Raw genomic sequence first — 21,213 nt, forward strand, 5'->3', positions numbered from 1 at the left:
TTAATTCTTGTTACCTTGTTTTATTAGTTCTTTTAAGTTTTTTAAACAGCGAGATTTGTGGCTTCTCACGACAGCTTCGTTTTCATAATTTTTAAAAACTGCAATTTCTTCATTAGTTAGTCCTCTATAAAATGATAATGTTAACACGTCTTTGCATTTTTCGCCCAAATGATTAAAAAAATGGCGTAAAATTTTTTGATTTGGAGTCAAGTCTTCGTCAAGTAATTCAGTGCTTCCCGTTATTTCAACAAGCGGGATATTATTTTCTTCAAGATGTGGAGTGGAAAGTGTTTTTCTCTTTAAAGTGTTGAAAATTAAATTTTTAGCAATGCCAAACAAGTACGTTTTCATGCTGCTGTTAACCGTTACTAATTTCCCCGAAAGAGCGTGATTTCTAAGAATAATAAATGATTCCTGAAACACATCGTCTAAGTCGCTATTTTCTAAATTGTATTTTCTAGCAAAAATTAAAAAGGAAACTTTATAAGACATATAAAGTTTCTTCAAAACTATCTCATCATTAATTTGAAAAGCTTTGATTAAATCTTTTTCCATTTTTTTAGAATTCGTGTTAACATTTATAATTTCCAAAATACTAATGTATACTAACAAATATACTATTATGAAAAATCAATTCAAAACTTTAATTTTTACTGTGCTGATTTTTGCTTTTTGTGGGAATAATTTGAATGCTCAATTTTTAGATAAATTAAGAAAGAATTTAGAAGAAAAGGTAGAGCAAAAAGTTATCGAAAAAACCTCCGATAAAGCTGCCGAAAAAACCGAAAAGACCTTGGATAAAACCTTGGAAAAAATTTTAGAACCACAATTTGGAGGGAATAAAAAAAGCAAAAAAATTACTCCACAAAATGTTCCTGCTAGCTTTGAGTTTGAGTACCAATACCAGTTAAAAATGACTACTATTCAGAGCAAAACCAATTTGAATATGGATTACTTTTTAAAACCAGGAGCAACCTACATGGGGATTAAAATGAATCAAGGACAAGAAATTTTTATGATTATGGATGGCGAAACAAATATTAATTACATGTTTATGAATATGGGTGCAAATAAAATTGCCACCGCTACTTCCATTGATGGAGACGACCTAATAGAGCAAGAAACCGTTGATTATGATGGTTACAGGATTTCCGATTTGCCTAATAAAACTTTTTTAGGCTATGACTGCAAAGGGAAAAAGATGGAAAGTGATGAATATGTTTTCATAATGTATTTCGCAGAGGATGGGCCTATTAGTTTTAATGATGTTTTTAAAACAGATACAGACAGAGTTCCAAAAGCGATAAAAGATCATTTTAAAGAAGGCGAAAGAGTAACCATGATGTACATGGAAATGAAAGATAAGGTGAACAAAGGCAAGAAAAACACTTCTGGCACAATCGAATGCACCTTGCTTGAACCTACTAGCTTTATGTTTGAGACCGCGGGTTATAAATTTATGTAATGTTCAAATTAAAAATAGAAATCTAAAAAACAGACAATCATGAAAATTTTAAAAATCACTTTTATTTTAAGTTTTATCCTTTTTTCTAGCAACTTTTTTGCCCAATCAATTTCGGGTCAAGTTTCGCTCAGCGGTTTTCCAGCAAAATCAGTTATTAAAGAAGCAACTGTAGTCGACCTTTTTAAAAGTTTCAAAGAAGGGAGTTACAAAATCAACTTTTCATTTAAAGCAGACCAAGTTAACAAACGAAATGTCGTGTTATTTGACTTAAAAACCACCATAAAATTAAATGGCAAAACCATACATCAAAGCACTCGTGGTGGATGGCCATGGTTGCCAGGAGACATGTATGTTCCTATTGAAGCGTTTGATTTAATTCCAGGTATCCAAAAAGTAGGAATCATGCCTATTCCAAAATTGTCGCCTAAACGAATGGACATGGCACTTCCTAAAGGCGATTATGACATTACGCTAGAAATGGTTTCAAGTTCTGAAGGTGTAAAAGGAGAAATAAAACCGCTTAAATTTTCCTTTAGTGTGAAATAATAAGGTTCAAATCTAAAATAAATAAAATTTATACAACCATGAAAACAAAAACCAATTTCTTTTTAAATATAACATTTTTACTTTCAGGCTTATTGCTATCCGCCCAATATAATATTGAATTGGTAAAAGATATTAATCCCTTGGGCAATGCAAGTATTGAAGGAATTACAGAATACAATGGCAAACTTTACTTTAGTGCGGATGATGGCGTACATGGAAGAGAACTTTGGACGACCGATGGCACCGCTGATGGCACTGAATTAGTAAAAGACATTAGGGAACCAGGAGTAGCTCATTCAATTCCTAGTGAATTTACAGAATATAACGGCAAACTGTACTTTCGAGCCCATGATGGTGCTGTCAGCGGAATCGAACTTTGGGCGACTGATGGTACCACTGATGGTACAGAATTAGTAAAAGACATTTATCCAGGACCGTATCATTCAATACCTGAAAGATTTCATGTATATAACGATAGAATTTACTTTAAAGCGGTTACCTCTGGAACCTCAGGCTATGAACTTTGGGTTTCCGACGGAACTGCTGCTGGTACCCAAATGTTTAAAGATATAAATCTTGCAGATGGTGGAGGCTCAGGGCCTTCTGATTTTGCCGAACTTAACGGACTGCTTTATTTTGTAGCAGAAGATTTCACTTATGGTCGTGAAATTTGGGTTACTGATGGAACTTCTGATAACACATTGCGATTGAAGGATATTAATCCTGGGGTAAGCAATTCATTACAAGGTGCTAATTTTGTAGAATATCAAGGAAAGCTATATTTTACGGCTAATGATGGGACTACAGGATCGGAACTTTGGTTTACCGACGGAACTTCCGACGGAACGCAATTATTGAAAGACATTAATCCGAGTGGCTCTTCAGTTCCTTCTGAGGTTTTAGAATTTAACGGGGAGTTGTACTTTATGGCTAATGATGGTGTTACGGGGAGAGAACTTTGGAAAACCGACGGTACTGAAAGCGGAACTCAACTAGTGATAGACCTTAGACCTGGTGTATCAGGCTCAGAACCTGCTGGTCTATCAGTATTTAACAACAAAATATACTTTTCTGCAATAACTCAAAGCAACGGAAGAGAACTTTGGGCTACAGACGGCACGGTTGCAGGTACGAATCTCGTGAAAGATATTAGTCCAGGAGTGAGTTATTCTTCTCCATCACCATTTACTGAATATAACAATATGCTCTATTTTTCGGCTGAGGATCACACCAACGGACGAGAGCTTTGGAGAACGGATGGCAGCACTTCTGGAACCATAAAAATTAGTCCTGCTAACCCTAATTACGCACCAATAACTACTATTTATACTCCTTTAATTGTTTACAATGATGCGTTGTATTTCTACGCAAACTATAACGCTGCAGGTATAGAGTTATGGAAGGTTACAGACGCTCCCTTATCAACCTCAGAATTAAGTTGGGCAAACCAACTCAAGATTTATCCCAATCCAGTCAAAGACTACCTAACGGTTCATTATGAAGCCAATCAAAAGCAGGATATCACTATTTATTCAAGTTTAGGACAACCGTTGGCTACTTATGAAAAGACCAATGATAATCTTCAAATTCCTGTAGACCATCTTGCAAATGGCTTGTATTTTATTTCTATAAAAGAGGAAACAGGAAAGACAACGACTTTAAAATTTATAAAAAACAACTAATCTAAAGTAAGAAAAAAACAGTACCGTTTTTGGTGAAAAATATACCGAATGGTTAAAAAATTTATAGTTATGAAAAACAACATACTACTTCTCTTTTTTTTTATTTACGGAACAAACGCTGCTTTGGCTCAAAGCAATAGTGTTGTTTCTGGTAATACAGCGACGGGAACTTCGGGATTAGCGACATATACGGTTGGGCAAATTGTCTACAAATCCTTTAGCGGAACAAACGCGAGTGCCACACAAGGCCTACAACAACCGTTTGAAATCAATGCCTTAAACGTGGATGAGGTACCACAAATTCAATTAGTTGCTAGCGTTTATCCCAATCCAACGTCTGGAAACCTAAGCTTAACAATAAAAGAATACGACATTTCAAACATACACTATCAATTGTATGACAGCATTGGTAAAATCATTTTAAACGGACAAATAAACCAAAATGAAACGCAGATTGAAATGGTAAACTTGCCTGCTGCTCTTTATTTTTTAAAAATAACCAAAAACCAAGATAATCTCAAAACATTTAAAATCATTAAAAATTAACAGTATGAAAAATAGTATTCAAAATTTCGTAAAAACAGTAGTAATGCTCGTCATTTATGGTTCACTAACGACTTCTTTTGCACAAACACCAGAAAAAATGAGTTACCAAGCTGTAATTCGCAACGCTGCCAATACGCTATTAATCAACCAAACCATCGGTATGCGAGTAAGCATTTTACAAGGTTCGGCAACGGGAACAGAAGTTTACAAAGAAATTTATAACCCCAATCCTACTACAAATAGCAACGGATTAATAACGGTAGAAATTGGTGCTGGCATTCCTATAACAGGAACCTTTGCTTCCATCAATTGGTCAAACGGCATTTATTTTATAAAAACAGAAACCGACCCCACTGGAGGCACCAATTATTCCATCGTTGGCACAAGTCAGCTACTAAGTGTACCCTATGCCCTATATGCCAAAAATAGTGGTACGCCAAGTTGGGGTTTAAGTGGAAATACTGGTACTAACCCCGCAACCAATTTTATTGGAACAACAGACAATAACGATGTGGTTTTTAAAAGAAATAATATAATTTCTGGTAGAATTGGAGGTAACAATACGGCTTTTGGTAATTCTGCCTTGTCTTCTAATACTTCTGGGGGAGATAATGTAGCCTATGGTACTTCTGCACTAAAATCAAACACCACAGGAGAAAGAAATGTGGCCAATGGGTTTGAAGCACTTAAAGATAACACCACAGGAGATAGAAATTTGGCCAATGGTTCTTTTGCACTAAAATTAAACACCACAGGATCTTTTAATGTGGCCAATGGGAATCAAGCACTTTATAGCAACACCACAGGAAGTTATAATACTGCAATTGGAGATAATGCACTTTATAGCAACACCACCGGGAGCAACAACACGGGTCTTGGAAAGGGTGCTTATGCACCCTCTGCAACAGGTAGCAACCAAGTGCGTATTGGCAATGCAGCCGTTACGTATGCGGGCGTTCAAGTGGCGTGGACCATTACTTCTGATCAAAGATGGAAAGAAAATATTCAAAAATCTGCTTTAGGTTTAAATTTTATTAATGACTTAGAACCAGTGTCTTATAACCGTAAAAATGATGAAAGCAAAAAAATAGAATACGGTTTTATTGCTCAGGAACTTGAAAAAACATTAGCAGAGTATAAAGTAACCAACGCAGGTATTATAACCAAAGACGATGAAGGCATGCTCAGTGTTCGTTACAATGATTTACTGGCACCCATGGTAAAAGCCATACAAGAGTTAAAAGCCGAAAATGACAAACTAAAAGCCGAAAACAATTGGGCAGATGCAGAAATCAAAAATATAAAATCAACCAATGAGTTGTTAACCAATAGATTGGAAAAATTGGAGCAGTTATTAATGGTCACAGCAGAATCAAAATAAATAGTCATTTAGTGGTAATTTTAAGAAAGTGTAGAGTTTTATAACATTTAAAACATGACAAAATCACCTCCATTTCTTATCTATTTCACTTTTGTTAATGATGATTTTTTGCCACACTAATAATTCAGAAAAAAACGATCTTAAAGTTTTTAAAATATAATTAATCAACCTTTTATTCAATGAGAAATAAGCTCACAGAAAAACAGCAATCTAATACACTAGCAATGGTTTCAAGTTCTGAAGAGTAAAAGGAGAAATAAAACCGCTTAAATTTTCCTTTAGTGTAAAATAATAACAAAATCAAATAACCACTTATGAAAACATTTCTAAAAATAGCCATAGTATGTGTCTTGATAATAGCTTGCAAGGACCAAAAAAATGAACCAGAGAGTTTGAAGTCGGTCATAGAAAAGGAAAAACCAACTCAGAAAAATGAAAAAATCGACTCTAAAGCTGTCGTACTGCTTACTAAAGAACAGTATGAACTCTTTTTTCCAAAGCAATTAGGAGATTATAATCTTATACAGGTAGGTGAAGATAAAGTTCAGGGTATTGGTACAGGAACCTATATAAAAGGAAAGGATTATGGTAATGTCATGCATTATTTTGTAACCGATGGTCATCGAAAAGGTTCATCTGCTTTGAGAAATTTTAAAAAAAGTTACGAATCAGACGATAAAGCACCCGAAGGACGCGAGTATGTTAGAAAAGAACGCGATGGTTATAAAACGTTTGCGTTGCTTGAACATAAGTATAACATGTACGACGTATCGGCTATTTATAACAACCGTTTTCAGCTTACGGTAAAAGGTCATGAAAAACCCGATGAACTTTGGACTTACTTAAAACAAGCGAACTTAGAAATTTTGGACTGATTGTAAAACTTAAATTTTTTACCATGAATACACATAAATTAAAATTTAGAAGTCTTTTCCTTGTCGTTTTTTTAATGCTTGCTACGTTGAGCTGTAAAAATGAGTCTAAAAATGGAGCGAACACCGAAGATGCAGATAATGAGATGCCTTATCCTTCCAAGAAAATCAAGGAATCGGATGAGCGGAAAGTGCCAACAGGAACGGTTAACGTTCAGTTTGATGGAGAATCTGCCTCGTTTGCAGCCTTCGACCCTAACATGACTACCGATGTTACGTATCTTAATAACGGAATACAGTTTGTAATTACTTCCATGAAAAAAGAAGCTGTTTTAGTAAATATGTATGCCCCAGATTTTTTAAAGAAAATACCAATTACCATTTCGCAACAAAGTTATGCACTTGAAGGAGAAGCAGCGTATAAGGTAGAAACACAAAGTAGATTGGAAGTGACCATTCCGAATAATCCAGTCCAAAAACGCGATGCTAAAGTGCTTTATGAAGGCACTGTAACTTTAAACGAACTTTCTGAAAATAGGTTAGTGGTAACCTTCTCAGGAACTGGTTTGCCTATTTCCGATTCTAAAACAGATTTCTTTCCGCTATCAGGAAAAATAGTTTTGGAAAATTTTAATGTGTATGATTTTAGGGATTGATTTGGCTCGAGCACAACGTAAGAATTCAATATAATTAAAGAACCAATATTCATAAAAAAAACAATACTGATAAAATTTAGCAAAAATAGTAAAAGCCATAAAAGAACTTTAAGCCGAAAATGACAAGCTAAAAGCACAAATCAATTGGGCAGATGCAGAAATCAAAAATTTAAAAGCAACCAATGAATTATTAACTAACAGATTAGAAAAATTGCAACAGTTATTAATTCACAACAGAATCAAAATAAATATCCATTTAATGGAAATTCTAATGAAGTGTAGAATTTAACAACTTTTAAAAGATGAAAAAATAACCACCATTTCTTATCGATTTCAATTTTGTTGATGATGATTTTTTGACATACTAAAAATTCAGAAAAAGACGACTTCAAACTTTTTAAAAATAGAACTAACCTAATTACATTTTTATGAAAAATAACTTAATACTACTTGCTTTTGTTTTAACAACAATATTTTTTTCCTGTAAAGAGGATAAAATGGCCAAAGAAACGAGTTCAGAAAACACCGCACAAGTGGAAGAATCGGTGATGAATCAAGATGAACAGGCTGTGAATGACTTTAAAACCTATACCGGAGAAGAGCTAAATAATTGGCTGCCAGCCAAAATATTAGATTATGTAAAAGAACCGAGTACGTTAGAATTTGGGAATGAAGAATTGCATCAGGTAAAAGCAGATTATCAATACAAAGGAGGTCACGAAAAATACATTACAGTAGAAATCACTAATGGTCAAAGTCAAAAAGACCTTAGAATCAAGTCGAGTATCGTTCAAAGAATTGAAATGAAATTTGCAGAAGATACCGAATCGGGTTATACAAAAGTTCATAAAAGAAACAACGTTGAAGTATTTGAAATGCAAGGAGATTACAATAATTCATGCTCATTAGAATATATAATCAACAACCAATTTTATGTAAGGTTAGACGGCAATAATTTAAAGGCAGCAGAGCTTTGGCAATTTGCAGATGAATTAAATTTTAAAGAATTAACTCAAAAATAAATATATGGAACAAACAGAAAACAAGATAGAGGTGACATCAGTAGAAACAGAGGGCAAAAACATTGCCATTATCGCCTACCTTACGATCATAGGTTTAATCATTGCTTTTGTAAAGAACAATGACAATAAAAACGAGTTTGCTCGATTTCACATCAAGCAATCTTTGGGGTTAGGTTTAACGGGATTGGCTTTAGGAATTATCGGAATGATTCCAATATTAGGATGGATTGTTTACATCGTAGGTATTTTTATTTTACTCTATATGTGGATTGTTGGACTAATGAACGCCATCAACGGAAAACAAAATACAGTCCCTTTTTTGGGAGATAAGTACGTAGAATGGTTTAAAAACCTATAAAACATTAAAAAAATAAATATCATGATAAATCGTAAAATTACATCAATTTGCATTTTGCTGCTTTTTTTAACAACTTTATCCAGCAATGCCCAAATAACTCCCCGTTTAAATAAACCAAAAAAGGAAAGTTCACCAAAAGTGATTAATCCAAAAGCACTTGATCCAAAAGTGATTAATCCAAAAGTACTGAATACGGATCCTGTAAAGTTGATAAAAAAACCAACACTTAATCCAGAATTATATAAAAACATAAACGCATTAAAAAAAATTGACGTAAGTGACTCCAGAGACAGAACTGATAAAACGACAATTGAAACTAGTGGTTCTGGGGCAATAAACAGTATTGAAATTAGTGGAAAGGAACCAAATTTATGTGAACCACCAACAACTAGAAAACTAGATATTACCACATCAGATTTTAGCTACTTTACTACTTCATCTGTTCCAGATTTTATTAAACCAGGGGTGGTGATTAATTATTCCTCAATTATAGACGGCAGAAACACCATCAATACCGCACCAAGAAATCCCTTAACGGTATATCTAGTAAATACTTCAGCGATTGCAGGATTAGACAACCTTTCCGTAGACATACTAAATCCACAAAATGTTAGCGGAATTAACAATGCTTTAGGCAACTTAACGGGAAAGGTAAATTCCAAATCAATACCCGCAGATATGAATTTTGAGATAACTGAAATCAATTCAGAAAAAAGCTTTCAGTACGCAATTACTGGGTCTTATAGTGCTGGGCCTTTACTTTCGGCAAAGTTTGGCGTTTCTGGGGGAGATTTTAGTAATAGTTATTATTATTTAATCAAATTTTCTCAAAATATGTATAATGTTGCGGTAGACCCTAATACCGTTAGCTTTGTAAATGATATGCCCAATGCCAATCAACTCGCTTACGTTTCGGATGTAACCTATGGAAGAAAAGGATTGATGCTGATTAAAACTACTAAGAGCATGAGTGAGATAAAAGCAGAAATGAGTGTTAAGGTTAATTATGCTATAAGTAAAGGAGAAATCAGCGGGTTTTTAAAATCTGTAAACCGAGATAGCTCATCGGAGATTCGTGTTTTCTTTTATGGAGGCAGTTCTAGCGTTGCAGCCCGTTCACTTCAAGAATCTGATATGTCGGCTGGTTTTGATAAATGGGTTTTTGCAGAAGCTGGAAACGGACGATTAGCTTTACCAATTTCATACAAAGTAAAAAACCTTAAAGGGGAGCAACTAATGTTAAGTTCTGTATTTGAGCAAAAAGAGAGAAATTGTGTGCCTAAAAAAGATATTAAACTAAAAGTGACTTTATTAGACCTTCAATGTATTGGCGGTAGAGATGGTGGCGGAAATGAACCTGATGATTATGCTATCCAACAATATGTTGTTTATAAAGCAAACGGAAAAGAAAAAACATTTACCTCAAGATCTATTAACGTTTTTCCAAATAGACAAAATGGTCCCGTTCAAGTGCCTAATCAAAAAAACATTTTTATTTCAGGTGATGCCAAACACCAACTTCATGTTAAACAAAACAGAAACAGAGTTGGCCGAGGAAATATTATAAATAATTCACTGGTATTTGATATTTCTCAGGATGAATACATGGATAAAAATGCAGAATTTAAAATTTATACATGGTTAAAAGAATATAGCGGGAGCAATGACAAGGTTTTAGCAAACAATATATATACCTCGGTTAAAATTAAAGAGGTTATTGATCTTCTTTTGGGAGTTACAGAGCTAGATGAGGTAACAACTTTTCCAGATGGACAAATTGGAAAGGGCAGTGATGGACGAGCACTTTTTCATAGTTTTGGAAGCGGATACTTGATGTTGGCGGATATTCAAAAGCTTAAATCGAAAAAAGTTTTGGAAGGCCCAATTAAACTTGGTGATGGCTCTGAAAAAGCTGCTGCTTGGATGACTTTTGAATTATTAGACTAAAATTTTAAAAATCATAATCTTACTACTATGAAAATGTGCTTACGCTTTTTAAATGATATAGAAAGTGTAAGCACATTTTCTATACGTTTAGAATTACTCATTCTAAGCTTTTTTTTGATTTTATTGCCTTTAAATACAATAGCTCAAAATCAAGAGTTTGTGCCGTTAGAAGGAGCCAAAGGCAAAGATGTTATTTGGTTGCCAACCCATCAATTGTTAATCGATGCAATGCTCGATATGGCAGAAGTTGGACCAAAGGATATTTTTTTTGACCTCGGTTCTGGAGACGGTCGATTAGTTATCGAGGCGGCAAAAAGAGGTGCTTTTGCAACCGGGATTGAATATGAAGCTGAACTCGTAGAGTTTTCAAAAAAAGTAGCAGAACAACAGGGTGTTTCAGAAAAAGCCGTTTTTTATAAAGCAGATTTGTTTGAAGCTGACTTTTCTAAGGCAACCGTAATTTCGTTGTTCTTAACAGCAGAACTGAATTTAAAACTGCGGCCGCTTTTACTTGCTCTTCCGCCCGGCACACGAATTATATCCAACTCCTTTGATATGGGCGATTGGATACCGAATAAACAAATAACCGTAGAATATATGGAACAAATAACAAATGAAATTTCTACGACAAGTCAATTAAAAACAGTACAAGCTTTTTTTTGGATTGTGCCCGATAATTCTGAATTAAACAATCGAAAAGACATTGAAAATAGCAATAAAAACTAAACTGATGAGAAATATTAAATGTATATTCCTAGTGGCAGTTGGTTCATTTTTATGGACTTCTTGTAACTCAAAAAAAGCCGATAAAGCAACGGAAGTCTCTAAGGTAACCACTGAAGTTTCGGCTAACAAAACTGAAATTTCAGAAGAAGATTATAAAGAAGGGAAATGGTTAGACGAACTTTCTGCTAAAACACCATTAACCTTTACTGAATTAGAAGCTTTATTGCCTAATTCATTACTCGGAATGCCCTTGTTAAAAACAGAAGATGTTTCTAAAAATGAAATGAGTGCCATAAAAGCGGTTTATACTTTAGATTCCGAACCAACTAAAGAAAGTGTTTTAATAGATTTATTTATTATGGATGGAGCTGGAAATGATGGTTATAAGCATTTAAAAGCGACTTTTAAAATGTTAGAATTTCCAACTAACAAAGAGGACGACACCAAAATTCTTAAAATTACCGATTGGAAAAACAAACGCTTACTCACTCGGCAAAATTTAATTAAAGAGAGATGGCATTCTGAAAAAAGTTTTATTAAAAAGCAACGCTTTCACGTAAAAATGGATGGCAAGAATTTAAAAGTAGAACAACTTCAAGAACCGATTCATGTTTTGGATGAATTAGACTTTTTATAGTCGCTTAATTTAATTTTTTATTCAAAGTGTTTTAAAAAAACACATGATTTTTTATTGCTTTTAAAATCTAAATATTTCTTCAGGTTTCCATGTGTAGCTGACAATACGAACGTTTTTAGATTTGTAAAACACTATTAATCAGGCAATTAATTATATTTCAAAAAGTAAGAATTAAACTACCTATTGTTCAAAACTAGCTCCGATTGTGAATAAGTTTGACTTTCATTTTCCGATTTGAATTGCAATCTTTGTAATTCTTATTTTTACATAGAAAACCCTCAATATAACTTAACACAGAAAAAGATGGCAGCAGTAGAACCAATTTTGCAAGAAAATAAAGACAGATTTGTAATTTTCCCAATCAAACATCACGATATATGGGAATGGTACAAAAAAATGGAAGCGAGTTTTTGGACCGCAGAAGAAATCGATTTACACCAAGATTTATCCGATTGGAATACGAAGTTAAATAGCGATGAACAATATTTTATCAAACATATTTTAGCTTTTTTTGCTGCTTCTGATGGAATTGTAAATGAAAATCTTGCCGAAAATTTTGTAAATGAAGTGCAATATCCAGAAGCAAAATTTTTCTATGGTTTTCAAATCATGATGGAAAATATTCACAGTGAAACCTATTCGTTGTTAATTGACACCTATGTGAAAGACGAAAAAGAAAAAGACCAATTGTTTCATGCGTTAGACGTGTTTCCAGCCATTCAAAAGAAAGCCAATTGGGCATTAAAATGGATTGATTCCGATTCGTTTGCAGAACGATTAATTGCTTTTGCTGCGGTAGAAGGAATCTTCTTTTCAGGTGCTTTTTGCTCGATTTTCTGGTTGAAAAAAAGAGGTTTAATGCCTGGTTTAACCTTTTCGAACGAGTTAATTTCACGTGACGAAGGCGTACATTGTGATTTTGCAGTGCACTTGCATAACCATCATTTAGTTAATAAAGTACCAAAAGCTAGAATTACAGAAATCATTACCGATGCTTTAAATATTGAGCGAGAATTTATTACCGAGTCGCTTCCAGTTAGCTTAATTGGTATGAACGCTACCTTAATGACGCAATATTTAGAATTCGTTGCCGATCGATTATTAGTAGAATTAGGCTGTGAACGTATTTATAACTCATCGAATCCTTTTGATTTTATGGATATGATTTCCCTTCAAGGAAAAACAAATTTCTTTGAAAAAAGAGTAGCAGAATATCAAAAAGCAGGGGTGATGAATACCGATAGCGATGCTCAAAAAATTAGTTTCGACGCTGATTTTTAAATAAATAACAACGCTTTGTCAAAGTTCAATTCTTTGACAAAGATTTTTTTAATTACCGGGATTAGTTTCCCAAAATCCAAATTACAAATACCCTAAAACAGGGAAAGGGATTTTTCTGTTTTAAAAAACCCAAGAAAACTATGTATGTAGTAAAAAGAGACGGTCATAAAGAGCCCGTCATGTTTGACAAGATTACCGACAGAATTAAAAAATTATGTTACGGATTAAATGATTTAGTAGATTCTGTAAAAGTGGCCATGCGTGTAATTGAAGGATTATACGACGGCGTAACTACTTCAGAATTAGACAATTTAGCAGCCGAAACTGCTGCTTCCATGACCATTGCTCACCCCGATTATGCTCAACTAGCAGCTCGAATTGCGGTGTCTAACTTACACAAAAACACTAAAAAATCGTTTTCAGAAACGATGTCGGACATGTATAATTATGTGAATCCGCGTACAGGTCAAAAATCACCTTTATTATCTGATGAGGTTTTTGAAGTGATTCAAGCCAATGCCGCAATGTTAGATTCGATGATTATTTACAATCGCGATTTTAACTATGATTATTTCGGATTTAAAACTTTAGAACGGTCTTATTTATTAAAAATAAACGGCAAAATTGTCGAAAGACCACAACATATGTTGATGCGTGTTTCTATTGGAATTCATTTAGACGATCTCGATTCAGTAAAAGAAACTTACGAATTGATGTCTAAAAAATTCTTTACACACGCTACACCAACTTTATTTAATGCAGGAACACCAAAACCGCAAATGTCATCATGCTTTCTTTTAACCATGAAAGATGATAGTATTGACGGAATTTATGATACCCTAAAACAAACCGCTAGAATCTCGCAATCGGCGGGTGGAATTGGTTTGGCTATTCACAACGTTCGAGCTACCGGTTCATATATTCGTGGAACAAACGGAACATCAAACGGAATTGTTCCAATGCTTCGCGTATTTAACGATACTGCTCGTTATGTAGACCAAGGCGGTGGAAAACGAAAAGGAAGTTTTGCTATTTATTTAGAAACATGGCATGCTGATATTTTTGAGTTTTTAGACTTAAAAAAGAATACTGGAAAAGAAGAAATGCGTGCCCGCGATTTATTTTTTGCCATGTGGACGTCCGATTTATTCATGAAACGTGTACAAGAAGATGCGTCGTGGACATTAATGTGTCCGAACGAATGCCCCGGCTTGTGTGATGTATATGGCGACGAATTTGAAGCTTTATACATTTCGTATGAAACCGCTGGAAAAGGAAGAAAGACCGTACGAGCTCGTGAGCTTTGGGAGAAAATCCTCGAATCGCAAATTGAAACCGGAACGCCTTATATGTTGTATAAAGATGCAGCAAACCGAAAATCAAATCAAAAGAATTTAGGAACCATTCGCTCGTCAAATTTATGCACAGAAATCCTTGAATATACAGCTCCTGATGAGGTGGCAGTATGTAATTTAGCTTCTATTTCGTTGCCAATGTTTGTAGAAAATGGAGCGTTTAATCACCAGTATTTATACGACGTAACTAAACGTGTAACAAGAAACTTAAACCGCGTCATTGATCGAAATTATTATCCTGTTCCAGAAGCAGAAAATTCGAATATGCGTCACCGACCAATTGGTTTAGGCGTTCAAGGTTTAGCCGATGCCTTTATTTTGTTGCGTTTGCCTTTTACAAGCGATGAAGCAAAAAAATTAAACCAAGAGATTTTTGAAACTTTATATTTTGCTGCTGTAACCGCTTCTATGGAAATGGCAAAAGAAGAAGGGCCGTATTCAACCTTTAAAGGTTCGCCAATTTCAAATGGAGAATTTCAATACAACCTATGGGGATTACAAGACAGCGACTTGTCTGGTCGTTGGGATTGGGCTAGTTTGCGTAAAGAAGTGGTAGAACACGGCGTTCGTAACTCCTTGTTGGTGGCTCCAATGCCAACAGCTTCTACTTCTCAAATTTTAGGAAATAACGAAGCTTTTGAACCGTACACGTCTAATATTTATACCAGACGCGTACTTTCAGGAGAGTTTATTATCGTAAACAAGCATTTATTAGAAGATTTAGTAAATCTTGGTTTGTGGAACGATACGCTGAAACAACAAATTATGCGTCATAATGGCTCCATTCAAAACATTGAAGGAATTCCAGAAGACATCAAAGAATTGTATAAAACCGTTTGGGAAATGAGTATGAAAGACATTATTGATATGTCTAGACAACGCGGTTATTTCATTGACCAATCGCAATCGTTAAATTTATTTATGGAAGGGGCAACCTATTCTAAATTAACTTCGATGCATTTTTACGCTTGGCAATCAGGTTTAAAAACCGGAATGTATTATTTGCGAACAAAATCAGCCGTAGATGCGATTAAGTTTACGCTAAATAATGATAAAAAAGCAGAACCAGTCGAAATCAAAAAACAACCAATGGTTGATAAATTAGAATCGATTTCGGTATTAAACGAGCCCGTAGAAATGACGCAAGACGAATACCGAGCCATGATTGAATTGGCCAAAAATGCAGCCCCAGATGATTGCGAAATGTGTGGGTCGTAATTCGATAAGAATTGAAAAGTAAAAGCAATAAAAAAAACAGCTGTTCACCATCGTGAATGGCTGTTTTATTAAATATCAAATGTAAATCGTACATTTGAAAAGTAAAAAAGGTAACGATACGTAAACAAGTTCAGCATGAAAGAAAAAAAAGGAATTTATACCGGAATAATTGAACAAGATGAAAAGGGAAATTTTTTCTGCGGCCCTTATCTTTTGGATTTTAAATATACCAAAGCCAATTTTAAATTAGGTGATTCAGTCAATATCAAATCGGTGATAGAAAACCCAAGCGATATTAGTTATGATACCTATCCCAAAAAATCTAAAAACTTCTTTTTAGCTAATCAAAAATAGGGCAAAACGCTACGATGGAGTTTAAAAAACCAAAGCAAATTGCTATTACAAATGCAATGTTAGCTTCTTCTGGGCAGCGATTGGGGAATTATATTCTCGACATGATTATTTATAATATGATTAATGTGTTTCCCGTTGCCATTGCTTGGGTTTTATTTACTTTTTTGGGAGAGCAAGACCTATACTTTTGGCTTGAAAATATCAATCCAGTGGTAGATTTTTTAATTAGTTATATCATCATTGTTATTTATTACTCCATTTTGGAATCGTTAACAGGTCGTTCAGTTGCAAAATACATGACCAACACAAAAGTATTCATGGCTGATGGCTCAACACCTTCTTCATCAGTTATTATTAAACGTTCCTTTTGTCGATTAATTCCGTTTGACCAACTTTCTTTTTTAGGCACTATTCCTAGAGGTTGGCACGATACGATATCTCAAACAGTGGTAGTCGATTTAAAAAAATATAACCAAGAATTAGAAATGCAAGATGCTATTAACGAAATTGGACAAGAATAATTATGATGAAATGGGAACAACTCTTATCGCTTAGACGACAAGGCGATACTGGCAAAAGATTACGCTCAGAACAAGATGATACGCGTTTAGGTTTTGAAGTGGATTATGATCGGATTATTTTTTCGGCTGCTTTTCGAAGTTTGCAAGATAAAACACAAGTAATTCCGCTGTCAAAAACAGACTTTGTTCACACGCGTCTCACGCACAGCTTGGAAGTTTCCGTCGTTGGGCGTTCGATTGGAAGATTGGTTGGGAAAACAATTATTGAAAAATATCCACATTTAAAAGAAGTCCACGGCTATCAAATGAATGATTTTGGAGCCATTGTAGCCGCCGCTTGTTTGGCTCACGATATCGGAAATCCTCCTTTTGGACATTCTGGAGAAAAAGCAATTGGCGAATACTTTAAAAACGGAAACGGGAAACAATATAAAGACCAATTAACCGAGAAACAATGGCAAGATTTAATCGATTTTGAAGGGAATGCCAATGGTTTTTCGGTTTTGACCAGTTCTCGTCCAGGCATCGAAGGCGGCTTGCGGATTTCGTATGCAACTTTAGGAGCTTTCATGAAGTATCCAAAGGAAAGTTTGCCCAAAAAACCAACTACTGCGATTGCCGATAAAAAATATGGTTTCTTTCAACAAGACAAGCTTTTTTTTCAAGAGGTAGCCGATGAATTAGGTTTAATTCCTAATAAATCAGCCGGAAATATTGGTTATGAAAGACATCCTTTAGCCTACTTGGTTGAAGCTGCCGATGATATTTGTTATACAATAATCGATTTTGAAGACGGAATAAACTTAGGTTTAGTCGATGAAGATTTTGCGTTAGAATACCTTATCAAATTAGTCAAAGATAGCATTGATGTTGGCAAATATAATTCCCTAAAAAACAAGGAGGATAGAATAAGTTACCTTCGAGCTTTGGCTATTGGAAGTTTAATTCAAGATGCCGTTCGAGTATTTATAGAAAATGAAGAGGCTATTTTAAAAGGAAAATTTCCATTTGCCTTGATGGATAAAAGCAAATACAAAGTTCAGATGGATGACATTATCAAATTGAGTGTTAAAAAAATATACCAAAGCCGAGAAGTTATTGAAAAAGAAATCAATGGTTATCAAGTGATTAATAATTTACTAGATAAATTTATTACGGCTTTTCATCACCAACAAGAAGGAGAAATGTCTAATTATGACACCCTATTATTAAAGGTTTTGCCCGAAAAATATCACGTTCCCAAAGCAAATTTATATGATCAGTTGATGCATATTGCTCATTATATTTCGCTTTTAACGGATGGAAACGCTATTTTATTGAATAAAATCGTTTCTTCAAACAATAGTTAAACTATTTAAAAAACACATTAAAATGTAGAAAATAATTCTATATTTGAAAACTAAATTCCCTAATTTAACTTTTTTATGAAAAAAATTACATTTTTACTCTTGTTTTTAGTTGCTTTTTCAAGCCAAGCTCAAAACGAAAGTCAAAAAATACAAACGTATTTAAATGCGAATTATTCCGAACTTGGAATTACTTCAAATGATATTAATGATTGGTATGTAGAGAGCGAAGCAACGTCTACTTCTACTGGAATTACTAATTATTATGTAAAGCAACGTCATCAAGGCATTGAACTTCAACATGCACAAACTAATTTTTCTATCAAAAATGGAAATGTTATTTATGTTGCAAATCGTTTTGAAGCTAATATTGCTCAACGCGTGAACACAACCAATCCAACCTATGGTGTTTTAGATGCTTTAAATTTGGCTTACAATGCTTTTGGGATAACTCCAAACGAAGCTTTTGTAATTCAAAAAACGCTTCGAACGAATTACTATCAACTTAATGATGCAATTGGTTTAAATGAGCCTGTTTTAGCAAAATTAGTATATCAATTAACGGAGGATAACAAACTTCGTTTGGCTTGGGATTTTACATTTTATACACCAAACTATAAAAACTTATGGAGTGTTCGATTGGACGCTGTGAATGGAACTATACTTGAAAAGCAAGACTTAGTTGTAAGTTGCACATTCGGTAAAGATTCAGACCATTCCACACACCAACATCAAATTGCCTTTACAAAACAAATTGTAAAAGAAGAAACTTCTGTTGTAGAAACACAATCGGGCTCTTATCGTGTGTATCCTTTTAGTACAGAAAGTCCAAGTCACGGTCCACGACAATTAATTTCTACGCCGCACAACGCCACTGCTTCTCCTTTTGGATGGCATGATACCAATGGTGTTGCTGGTCCTGAGTTTACCATTACAAGAGGTAATAATACGTGGGCAAAAGAAGACCGTAACGGAAACAATTCTCCTTTTGGTGTTTCACCTAACGGCGGTCCTACTTTAGAATTTGATTTCCCTTATGGAGGTAATAGTGCACAATCTTCTACCTATACAAGTGCAGCTACAACCAATTTATTTTACATGACGAACATCATGCACGATGTTTGGTATCAGTATGGTTTTGACGAAGCAAACGGAAATTACCAAGCAAATAATTATGGAAAAGGTGGAGCTGCAGGTGATTTTGTTTTAGCTGATTCTCAAGATGGTACTTCAACAAATAATGCCAATTTTGCTGCTCCAGTAGATGGGTTATCAGGTAGAGTTCAAATGTTCTTATGGGATGTAGGTCCACCAAACAATGCTCTAGTAGTAAATTCTCCAGCAAATATTGCAGGACCTTATGCTGTTCGAGATAATAATTTTATTCCAGGTAATGTGCCAGTGCCAACCGCACCGAATGGTTTTACTACCGATTTAGTACTGTATGATGATGGTTCACCTGACACTTCAGATGCCTGTTCACCTGCTATCAATGCCGCGGCAATTGCTGGAAAAATATGTATTTTAAGAAGAGGTGATTGTACTTTTGTAGAAAAAGTAATCAATGCTCAAAATGCGGGAGCAATTGCAGTAATTGTAGTTAATAACGTCGCTGATATTATCATTATGGGAGGAGCAGATGCTTCAATTACTATTCCTGCTATCAGTGTTACTCAAAGTGTGGGAGAAGCGATTATTGCTCAAATGAGTTTAGGTCCAGTAAATGTAACCTTACAAACACCAGCCGATGTTTTTGTTAATGCGGATGGTTCATTTGATAACGGAATTATTTCACATGAATTCGGTCACGGAATTTCTATCCGTTTAGCTGGTGGAAGAAATAATTCAAGTTGTTTAGGTAACGCAGAGCAAATGGGCGAAGGCTGGTCTGATTGGTTCGCTTTGATGATGCAGTTGAAAGCTGGTGATGTAGGTGCTGCTACAAGAGGAATTGGAACCTATGCGGTTAGTCAACCTATTGATGGGGTTGGAATTAGAACGTTTCCATATTCTACCGACTTTGGTGTTAACCCAATGACTTTTGCAAGTACAAATACAGAAGCAGTTCCTCATGGCGTTGGTTCAGTTTGGGCTACTATGTTATGGGATTTAACGTGGGCATATATCAATAAATATGGCTTTGATTCAAACATTTATAATGGAACAGGTGGAAATAATAAAATCATGCGTTTGGTTTTAGATGGTCTAAAAATACAACCTTGTTCTCCTACTTTCGTGGAAGCTAGAAATGCTTTAATTGCAGCTGATCAAGCAACTACAGGTGGTCAAGACTATTGTATGATTTGGGAAGTTTTTGCAAAACGAGGTTTAGGTTTAAACGCTTCTTCTGGTGCCAGAACGAGTGCGACAGACCAAGTGCAAGATTTTACAATCCCAGCAGCTGGACCAAACTGTACCTTATCGATTGATTATTTTGCTTCAAACGACGCGTTTAAAGTATATCCAAATCCATCTACTGGAGTTTATACAATCCAAGTAAGTCAATTTTCTGGAAAAGTAGCAATACAAGTAGTAGATTTAAATGGTCGGGTAGTATATCAAGAAAATGAATTAAATTTCAATACCGCTAAAAACATTAATTTAACACATTTACAAGCAGGAATGTATATTGTAAAAGTGAATGCAAATGAATTAAGTTATTCGCAAAAAATCATTAAGAATTAGTATTCATAAATGCTAAACTAAAACCCAGCTGTTTGTTCAGCTGGGTTTTTTTATTTAAAAAGTGTAAATAACGCCGATTCCTAGTGTTTGTTTCAATTGTAATTTTGGTCCAACCGTTACTTGCTCTCCATTAATTTCTTCTTTGGCTTTAATGTCATCATCATAAATTAAATGAAAGCCAATGTTTGCCCGAACATATTGATTAACAATCATATTGAGTTGCATTTGCCAATCCACATCAATATTGCCAAAGTTGTTTAAGTAATCGGTGTAAAGCGATAACCGATTTTCTAAGGTCATATTTTTATAGATTTCTCTCTTCCAATAATTATTAAACAATATTCCTAATTCAGTGCGGCTTTTTCGTCCTCTTCGCACTAAGTTTCCCTCTTCATCATAAATCGCTTTATCGACTCCAAACGAGCCTAAATCTGCTAAGCGTTGGTCTAAAACAAAGGTTGTTTTAAACGTTAAGGGCGAAAGATAAAAGGTAGCATTCCAATCTTTTCGAACGTATTCACTTCCTACTCCTAAAAAAACATAAGCAGAGTATGACGAGCGGGCTGCAGAACTCGACGGGTTCCGGGACCGGCTCGCAAGGCTGGCTGCCGAGGA

At 34.8% G+C, this 21,213-nt stretch carries 19 protein-coding genes and 1 pseudogene; 18 read left to right on the forward strand and 2 right to left on the reverse strand.

Going from position 1 to position 21,213, the window contains the following annotated elements:
- Nucleotides 1-555 carry a sigma-70 family RNA polymerase sigma factor gene (locus PHR76_RS06555; RefSeq protein ID WP_300059879.1) on the reverse strand — a complete coding sequence of 185 codons (555 nt, stop codon included), beginning with the start codon at nt 553-555 and terminating at the stop codon, nt 1-3.
- A 67-nt stretch (nt 556-622) separates the two neighbouring features.
- Between PHR76_RS06555 and PHR76_RS06560 the strand changes: the two genes are divergently transcribed.
- From PHR76_RS06560 to PHR76_RS06645, 18 genes are all read left to right on the forward strand, one after another.
- Nucleotides 623-1,465 (forward strand): DUF4412 domain-containing protein, encoded by an 843-nt coding sequence (locus tag PHR76_RS06560; protein ID WP_300059881.1) that lies wholly within the window; start codon nt 623-625, stop codon nt 1,463-1,465.
- Between the two features lie 39 nt (nt 1,466-1,504).
- Nucleotides 1,505-2,011, forward strand: a complete 507-nt coding sequence (locus PHR76_RS06565; protein WP_300059884.1) for a hypothetical protein — start codon at nt 1,505-1,507, stop codon at nt 2,009-2,011.
- Nucleotides 2,012-2,049: 38 nt separating this feature from the next.
- A complete protein-coding gene (locus PHR76_RS06570) occupies nt 2,050-3,693 on the forward strand; it encodes an ELWxxDGT repeat protein (protein WP_300059887.1) in 1,644 nt (547 codons plus the stop codon).
- Between the two features lie 69 nt (nt 3,694-3,762).
- Nucleotides 3,763-4,239 carry a T9SS type A sorting domain-containing protein gene (locus tag PHR76_RS06575; protein WP_300059890.1) on the forward strand — a complete coding sequence of 159 codons (477 nt, stop codon included), beginning with the start codon at nt 3,763-3,765 and terminating at the stop codon, nt 4,237-4,239.
- Nucleotides 4,240-4,243: 4 nt separating this feature from the next.
- A complete protein-coding gene (locus PHR76_RS06580; RefSeq protein WP_300059892.1) occupies nt 4,244-5,620 on the forward strand; it encodes a tail fiber domain-containing protein in 1,377 nt (458 codons plus the stop codon).
- A gap of 314 nt (nt 5,621-5,934) precedes the next feature.
- Nucleotides 5,935-6,495 carry a hypothetical protein gene (locus PHR76_RS06585; RefSeq protein WP_300059895.1) on the forward strand — a complete coding sequence of 187 codons (561 nt, stop codon included), beginning with the start codon at nt 5,935-5,937 and terminating at the stop codon, nt 6,493-6,495.
- A gap of 23 nt (nt 6,496-6,518) precedes the next feature.
- Nucleotides 6,519-7,148 (forward strand): hypothetical protein, encoded by a 630-nt coding sequence (locus PHR76_RS06590; RefSeq protein WP_300059898.1) that lies wholly within the window; start codon nt 6,519-6,521, stop codon nt 7,146-7,148.
- 428 nt (nt 7,149-7,576) lie between these two features.
- Nucleotides 7,577-8,170: a hypothetical protein gene (locus PHR76_RS06595; protein WP_300059901.1), complete on the forward strand. Its 594-nt coding sequence runs from the start codon at nt 7,577-7,579 to the stop codon at nt 8,168-8,170.
- A 4-nt stretch (nt 8,171-8,174) separates the two neighbouring features.
- On the forward strand, nt 8,175-8,528 hold the full coding sequence (locus PHR76_RS06600; RefSeq protein ID WP_300059903.1) for a hypothetical protein: 354 nt from the start codon (nt 8,175-8,177) through the stop codon (nt 8,526-8,528).
- 21 nt (nt 8,529-8,549) lie between these two features.
- Nucleotides 8,550-10,475 (forward strand): thiol-activated cytolysin family protein, encoded by a 1,926-nt coding sequence (locus PHR76_RS06605; protein WP_300059905.1) that lies wholly within the window; start codon nt 8,550-8,552, stop codon nt 10,473-10,475.
- A 27-nt stretch (nt 10,476-10,502) separates the two neighbouring features.
- Nucleotides 10,503-11,201: a class I SAM-dependent methyltransferase gene (locus PHR76_RS06610; RefSeq protein ID WP_300059906.1), complete on the forward strand. Its 699-nt coding sequence runs from the start codon at nt 10,503-10,505 to the stop codon at nt 11,199-11,201.
- Nucleotides 11,202-11,205: 4 nt separating this feature from the next.
- On the forward strand, nt 11,206-11,838 hold the full coding sequence (locus tag PHR76_RS06615) for a hypothetical protein (protein ID WP_300059908.1): 633 nt from the start codon (nt 11,206-11,208) through the stop codon (nt 11,836-11,838).
- A gap of 303 nt (nt 11,839-12,141) precedes the next feature.
- A complete protein-coding gene (locus PHR76_RS06620; RefSeq protein ID WP_300059911.1) occupies nt 12,142-13,119 on the forward strand; it encodes a ribonucleotide-diphosphate reductase subunit beta in 978 nt (325 codons plus the stop codon).
- A 140-nt stretch (nt 13,120-13,259) separates the two neighbouring features.
- A complete protein-coding gene (locus tag PHR76_RS06625) occupies nt 13,260-15,692 on the forward strand; it encodes a ribonucleoside-diphosphate reductase subunit alpha (RefSeq protein WP_300059914.1) in 2,433 nt (810 codons plus the stop codon).
- A 135-nt stretch (nt 15,693-15,827) separates the two neighbouring features.
- Nucleotides 15,828-16,046: a hypothetical protein gene (locus PHR76_RS06630; RefSeq protein WP_300059917.1), complete on the forward strand. Its 219-nt coding sequence runs from the start codon at nt 15,828-15,830 to the stop codon at nt 16,044-16,046.
- Between the two features lie 14 nt (nt 16,047-16,060).
- Nucleotides 16,061-16,567 (forward strand): RDD family protein, encoded by a 507-nt coding sequence (locus tag PHR76_RS06635; protein ID WP_300059920.1) that lies wholly within the window; start codon nt 16,061-16,063, stop codon nt 16,565-16,567.
- A 5-nt stretch (nt 16,568-16,572) separates the two neighbouring features.
- Nucleotides 16,573-17,916: a deoxyguanosinetriphosphate triphosphohydrolase gene (locus PHR76_RS06640; protein ID WP_300059932.1), complete on the forward strand. Its 1,344-nt coding sequence runs from the start codon at nt 16,573-16,575 to the stop codon at nt 17,914-17,916.
- A 75-nt stretch (nt 17,917-17,991) separates the two neighbouring features.
- Nucleotides 17,992-20,598, forward strand: a complete 2,607-nt coding sequence (locus tag PHR76_RS06645) for a T9SS-dependent M36 family metallopeptidase (protein ID WP_300059923.1) — start codon at nt 17,992-17,994, stop codon at nt 20,596-20,598.
- Between the two features lie 54 nt (nt 20,599-20,652).
- On the opposite strand, the pseudogene PHR76_RS06650 reads toward PHR76_RS06645, so the two are convergent.
- Nucleotides 20,653-21,213, reverse strand: a pseudogene (locus PHR76_RS06650) (hypothetical protein); the annotation flags it as partial.

It is taken from the genome of Flavobacterium sp. (genome assembly GCF_028689845.1).
Classification (GTDB): Bacteria; Bacteroidota; Bacteroidia; order Flavobacteriales; family Flavobacteriaceae; genus Flavobacterium.

Coding starts and splice junctions, on each gene's coding strand:
- PHR76_RS06555 (WP_300059879.1), bottom strand. CDS start 555: ATGGAAAAAGATTTAATCAAAGCTTTTCAAATTAATGATGAGATAGTT.
- PHR76_RS06560 (WP_300059881.1), top strand. CDS start 623: ATGAAAAATCAATTCAAAACTTTAATTTTTACTGTGCTGATTTTTGCT.
- PHR76_RS06565 (WP_300059884.1), top strand. CDS start 1,505: ATGAAAATTTTAAAAATCACTTTTATTTTAAGTTTTATCCTTTTTTCT.
- PHR76_RS06570 (WP_300059887.1), top strand. CDS start 2,050: ATGAAAACAAAAACCAATTTCTTTTTAAATATAACATTTTTACTTTCA.
- PHR76_RS06575 (WP_300059890.1), top strand. CDS start 3,763: ATGAAAAACAACATACTACTTCTCTTTTTTTTTATTTACGGAACAAAC.
- PHR76_RS06580 (WP_300059892.1), top strand. CDS start 4,244: ATGAAAAATAGTATTCAAAATTTCGTAAAAACAGTAGTAATGCTCGTC.
- PHR76_RS06585 (WP_300059895.1), top strand. CDS start 5,935: ATGAAAACATTTCTAAAAATAGCCATAGTATGTGTCTTGATAATAGCT.
- PHR76_RS06590 (WP_300059898.1), top strand. CDS start 6,519: ATGAATACACATAAATTAAAATTTAGAAGTCTTTTCCTTGTCGTTTTT.
- PHR76_RS06595 (WP_300059901.1), top strand. CDS start 7,577: ATGAAAAATAACTTAATACTACTTGCTTTTGTTTTAACAACAATATTT.
- PHR76_RS06600 (WP_300059903.1), top strand. CDS start 8,175: ATGGAACAAACAGAAAACAAGATAGAGGTGACATCAGTAGAAACAGAG.
- PHR76_RS06605 (WP_300059905.1), top strand. CDS start 8,550: ATGATAAATCGTAAAATTACATCAATTTGCATTTTGCTGCTTTTTTTA.
- PHR76_RS06610 (WP_300059906.1), top strand. CDS start 10,503: ATGAAAATGTGCTTACGCTTTTTAAATGATATAGAAAGTGTAAGCACA.
- PHR76_RS06615 (WP_300059908.1), top strand. CDS start 11,206: ATGAGAAATATTAAATGTATATTCCTAGTGGCAGTTGGTTCATTTTTA.
- PHR76_RS06620 (WP_300059911.1), top strand. CDS start 12,142: ATGGCAGCAGTAGAACCAATTTTGCAAGAAAATAAAGACAGATTTGTA.
- PHR76_RS06625 (WP_300059914.1), top strand. CDS start 13,260: ATGTATGTAGTAAAAAGAGACGGTCATAAAGAGCCCGTCATGTTTGAC.
- PHR76_RS06630 (WP_300059917.1), top strand. CDS start 15,828: ATGAAAGAAAAAAAAGGAATTTATACCGGAATAATTGAACAAGATGAA.
- PHR76_RS06635 (WP_300059920.1), top strand. CDS start 16,061: ATGGAGTTTAAAAAACCAAAGCAAATTGCTATTACAAATGCAATGTTA.
- PHR76_RS06640 (WP_300059932.1), top strand. CDS start 16,573: ATGAAATGGGAACAACTCTTATCGCTTAGACGACAAGGCGATACTGGC.
- PHR76_RS06645 (WP_300059923.1), top strand. CDS start 17,992: ATGAAAAAAATTACATTTTTACTCTTGTTTTTAGTTGCTTTTTCAAGC.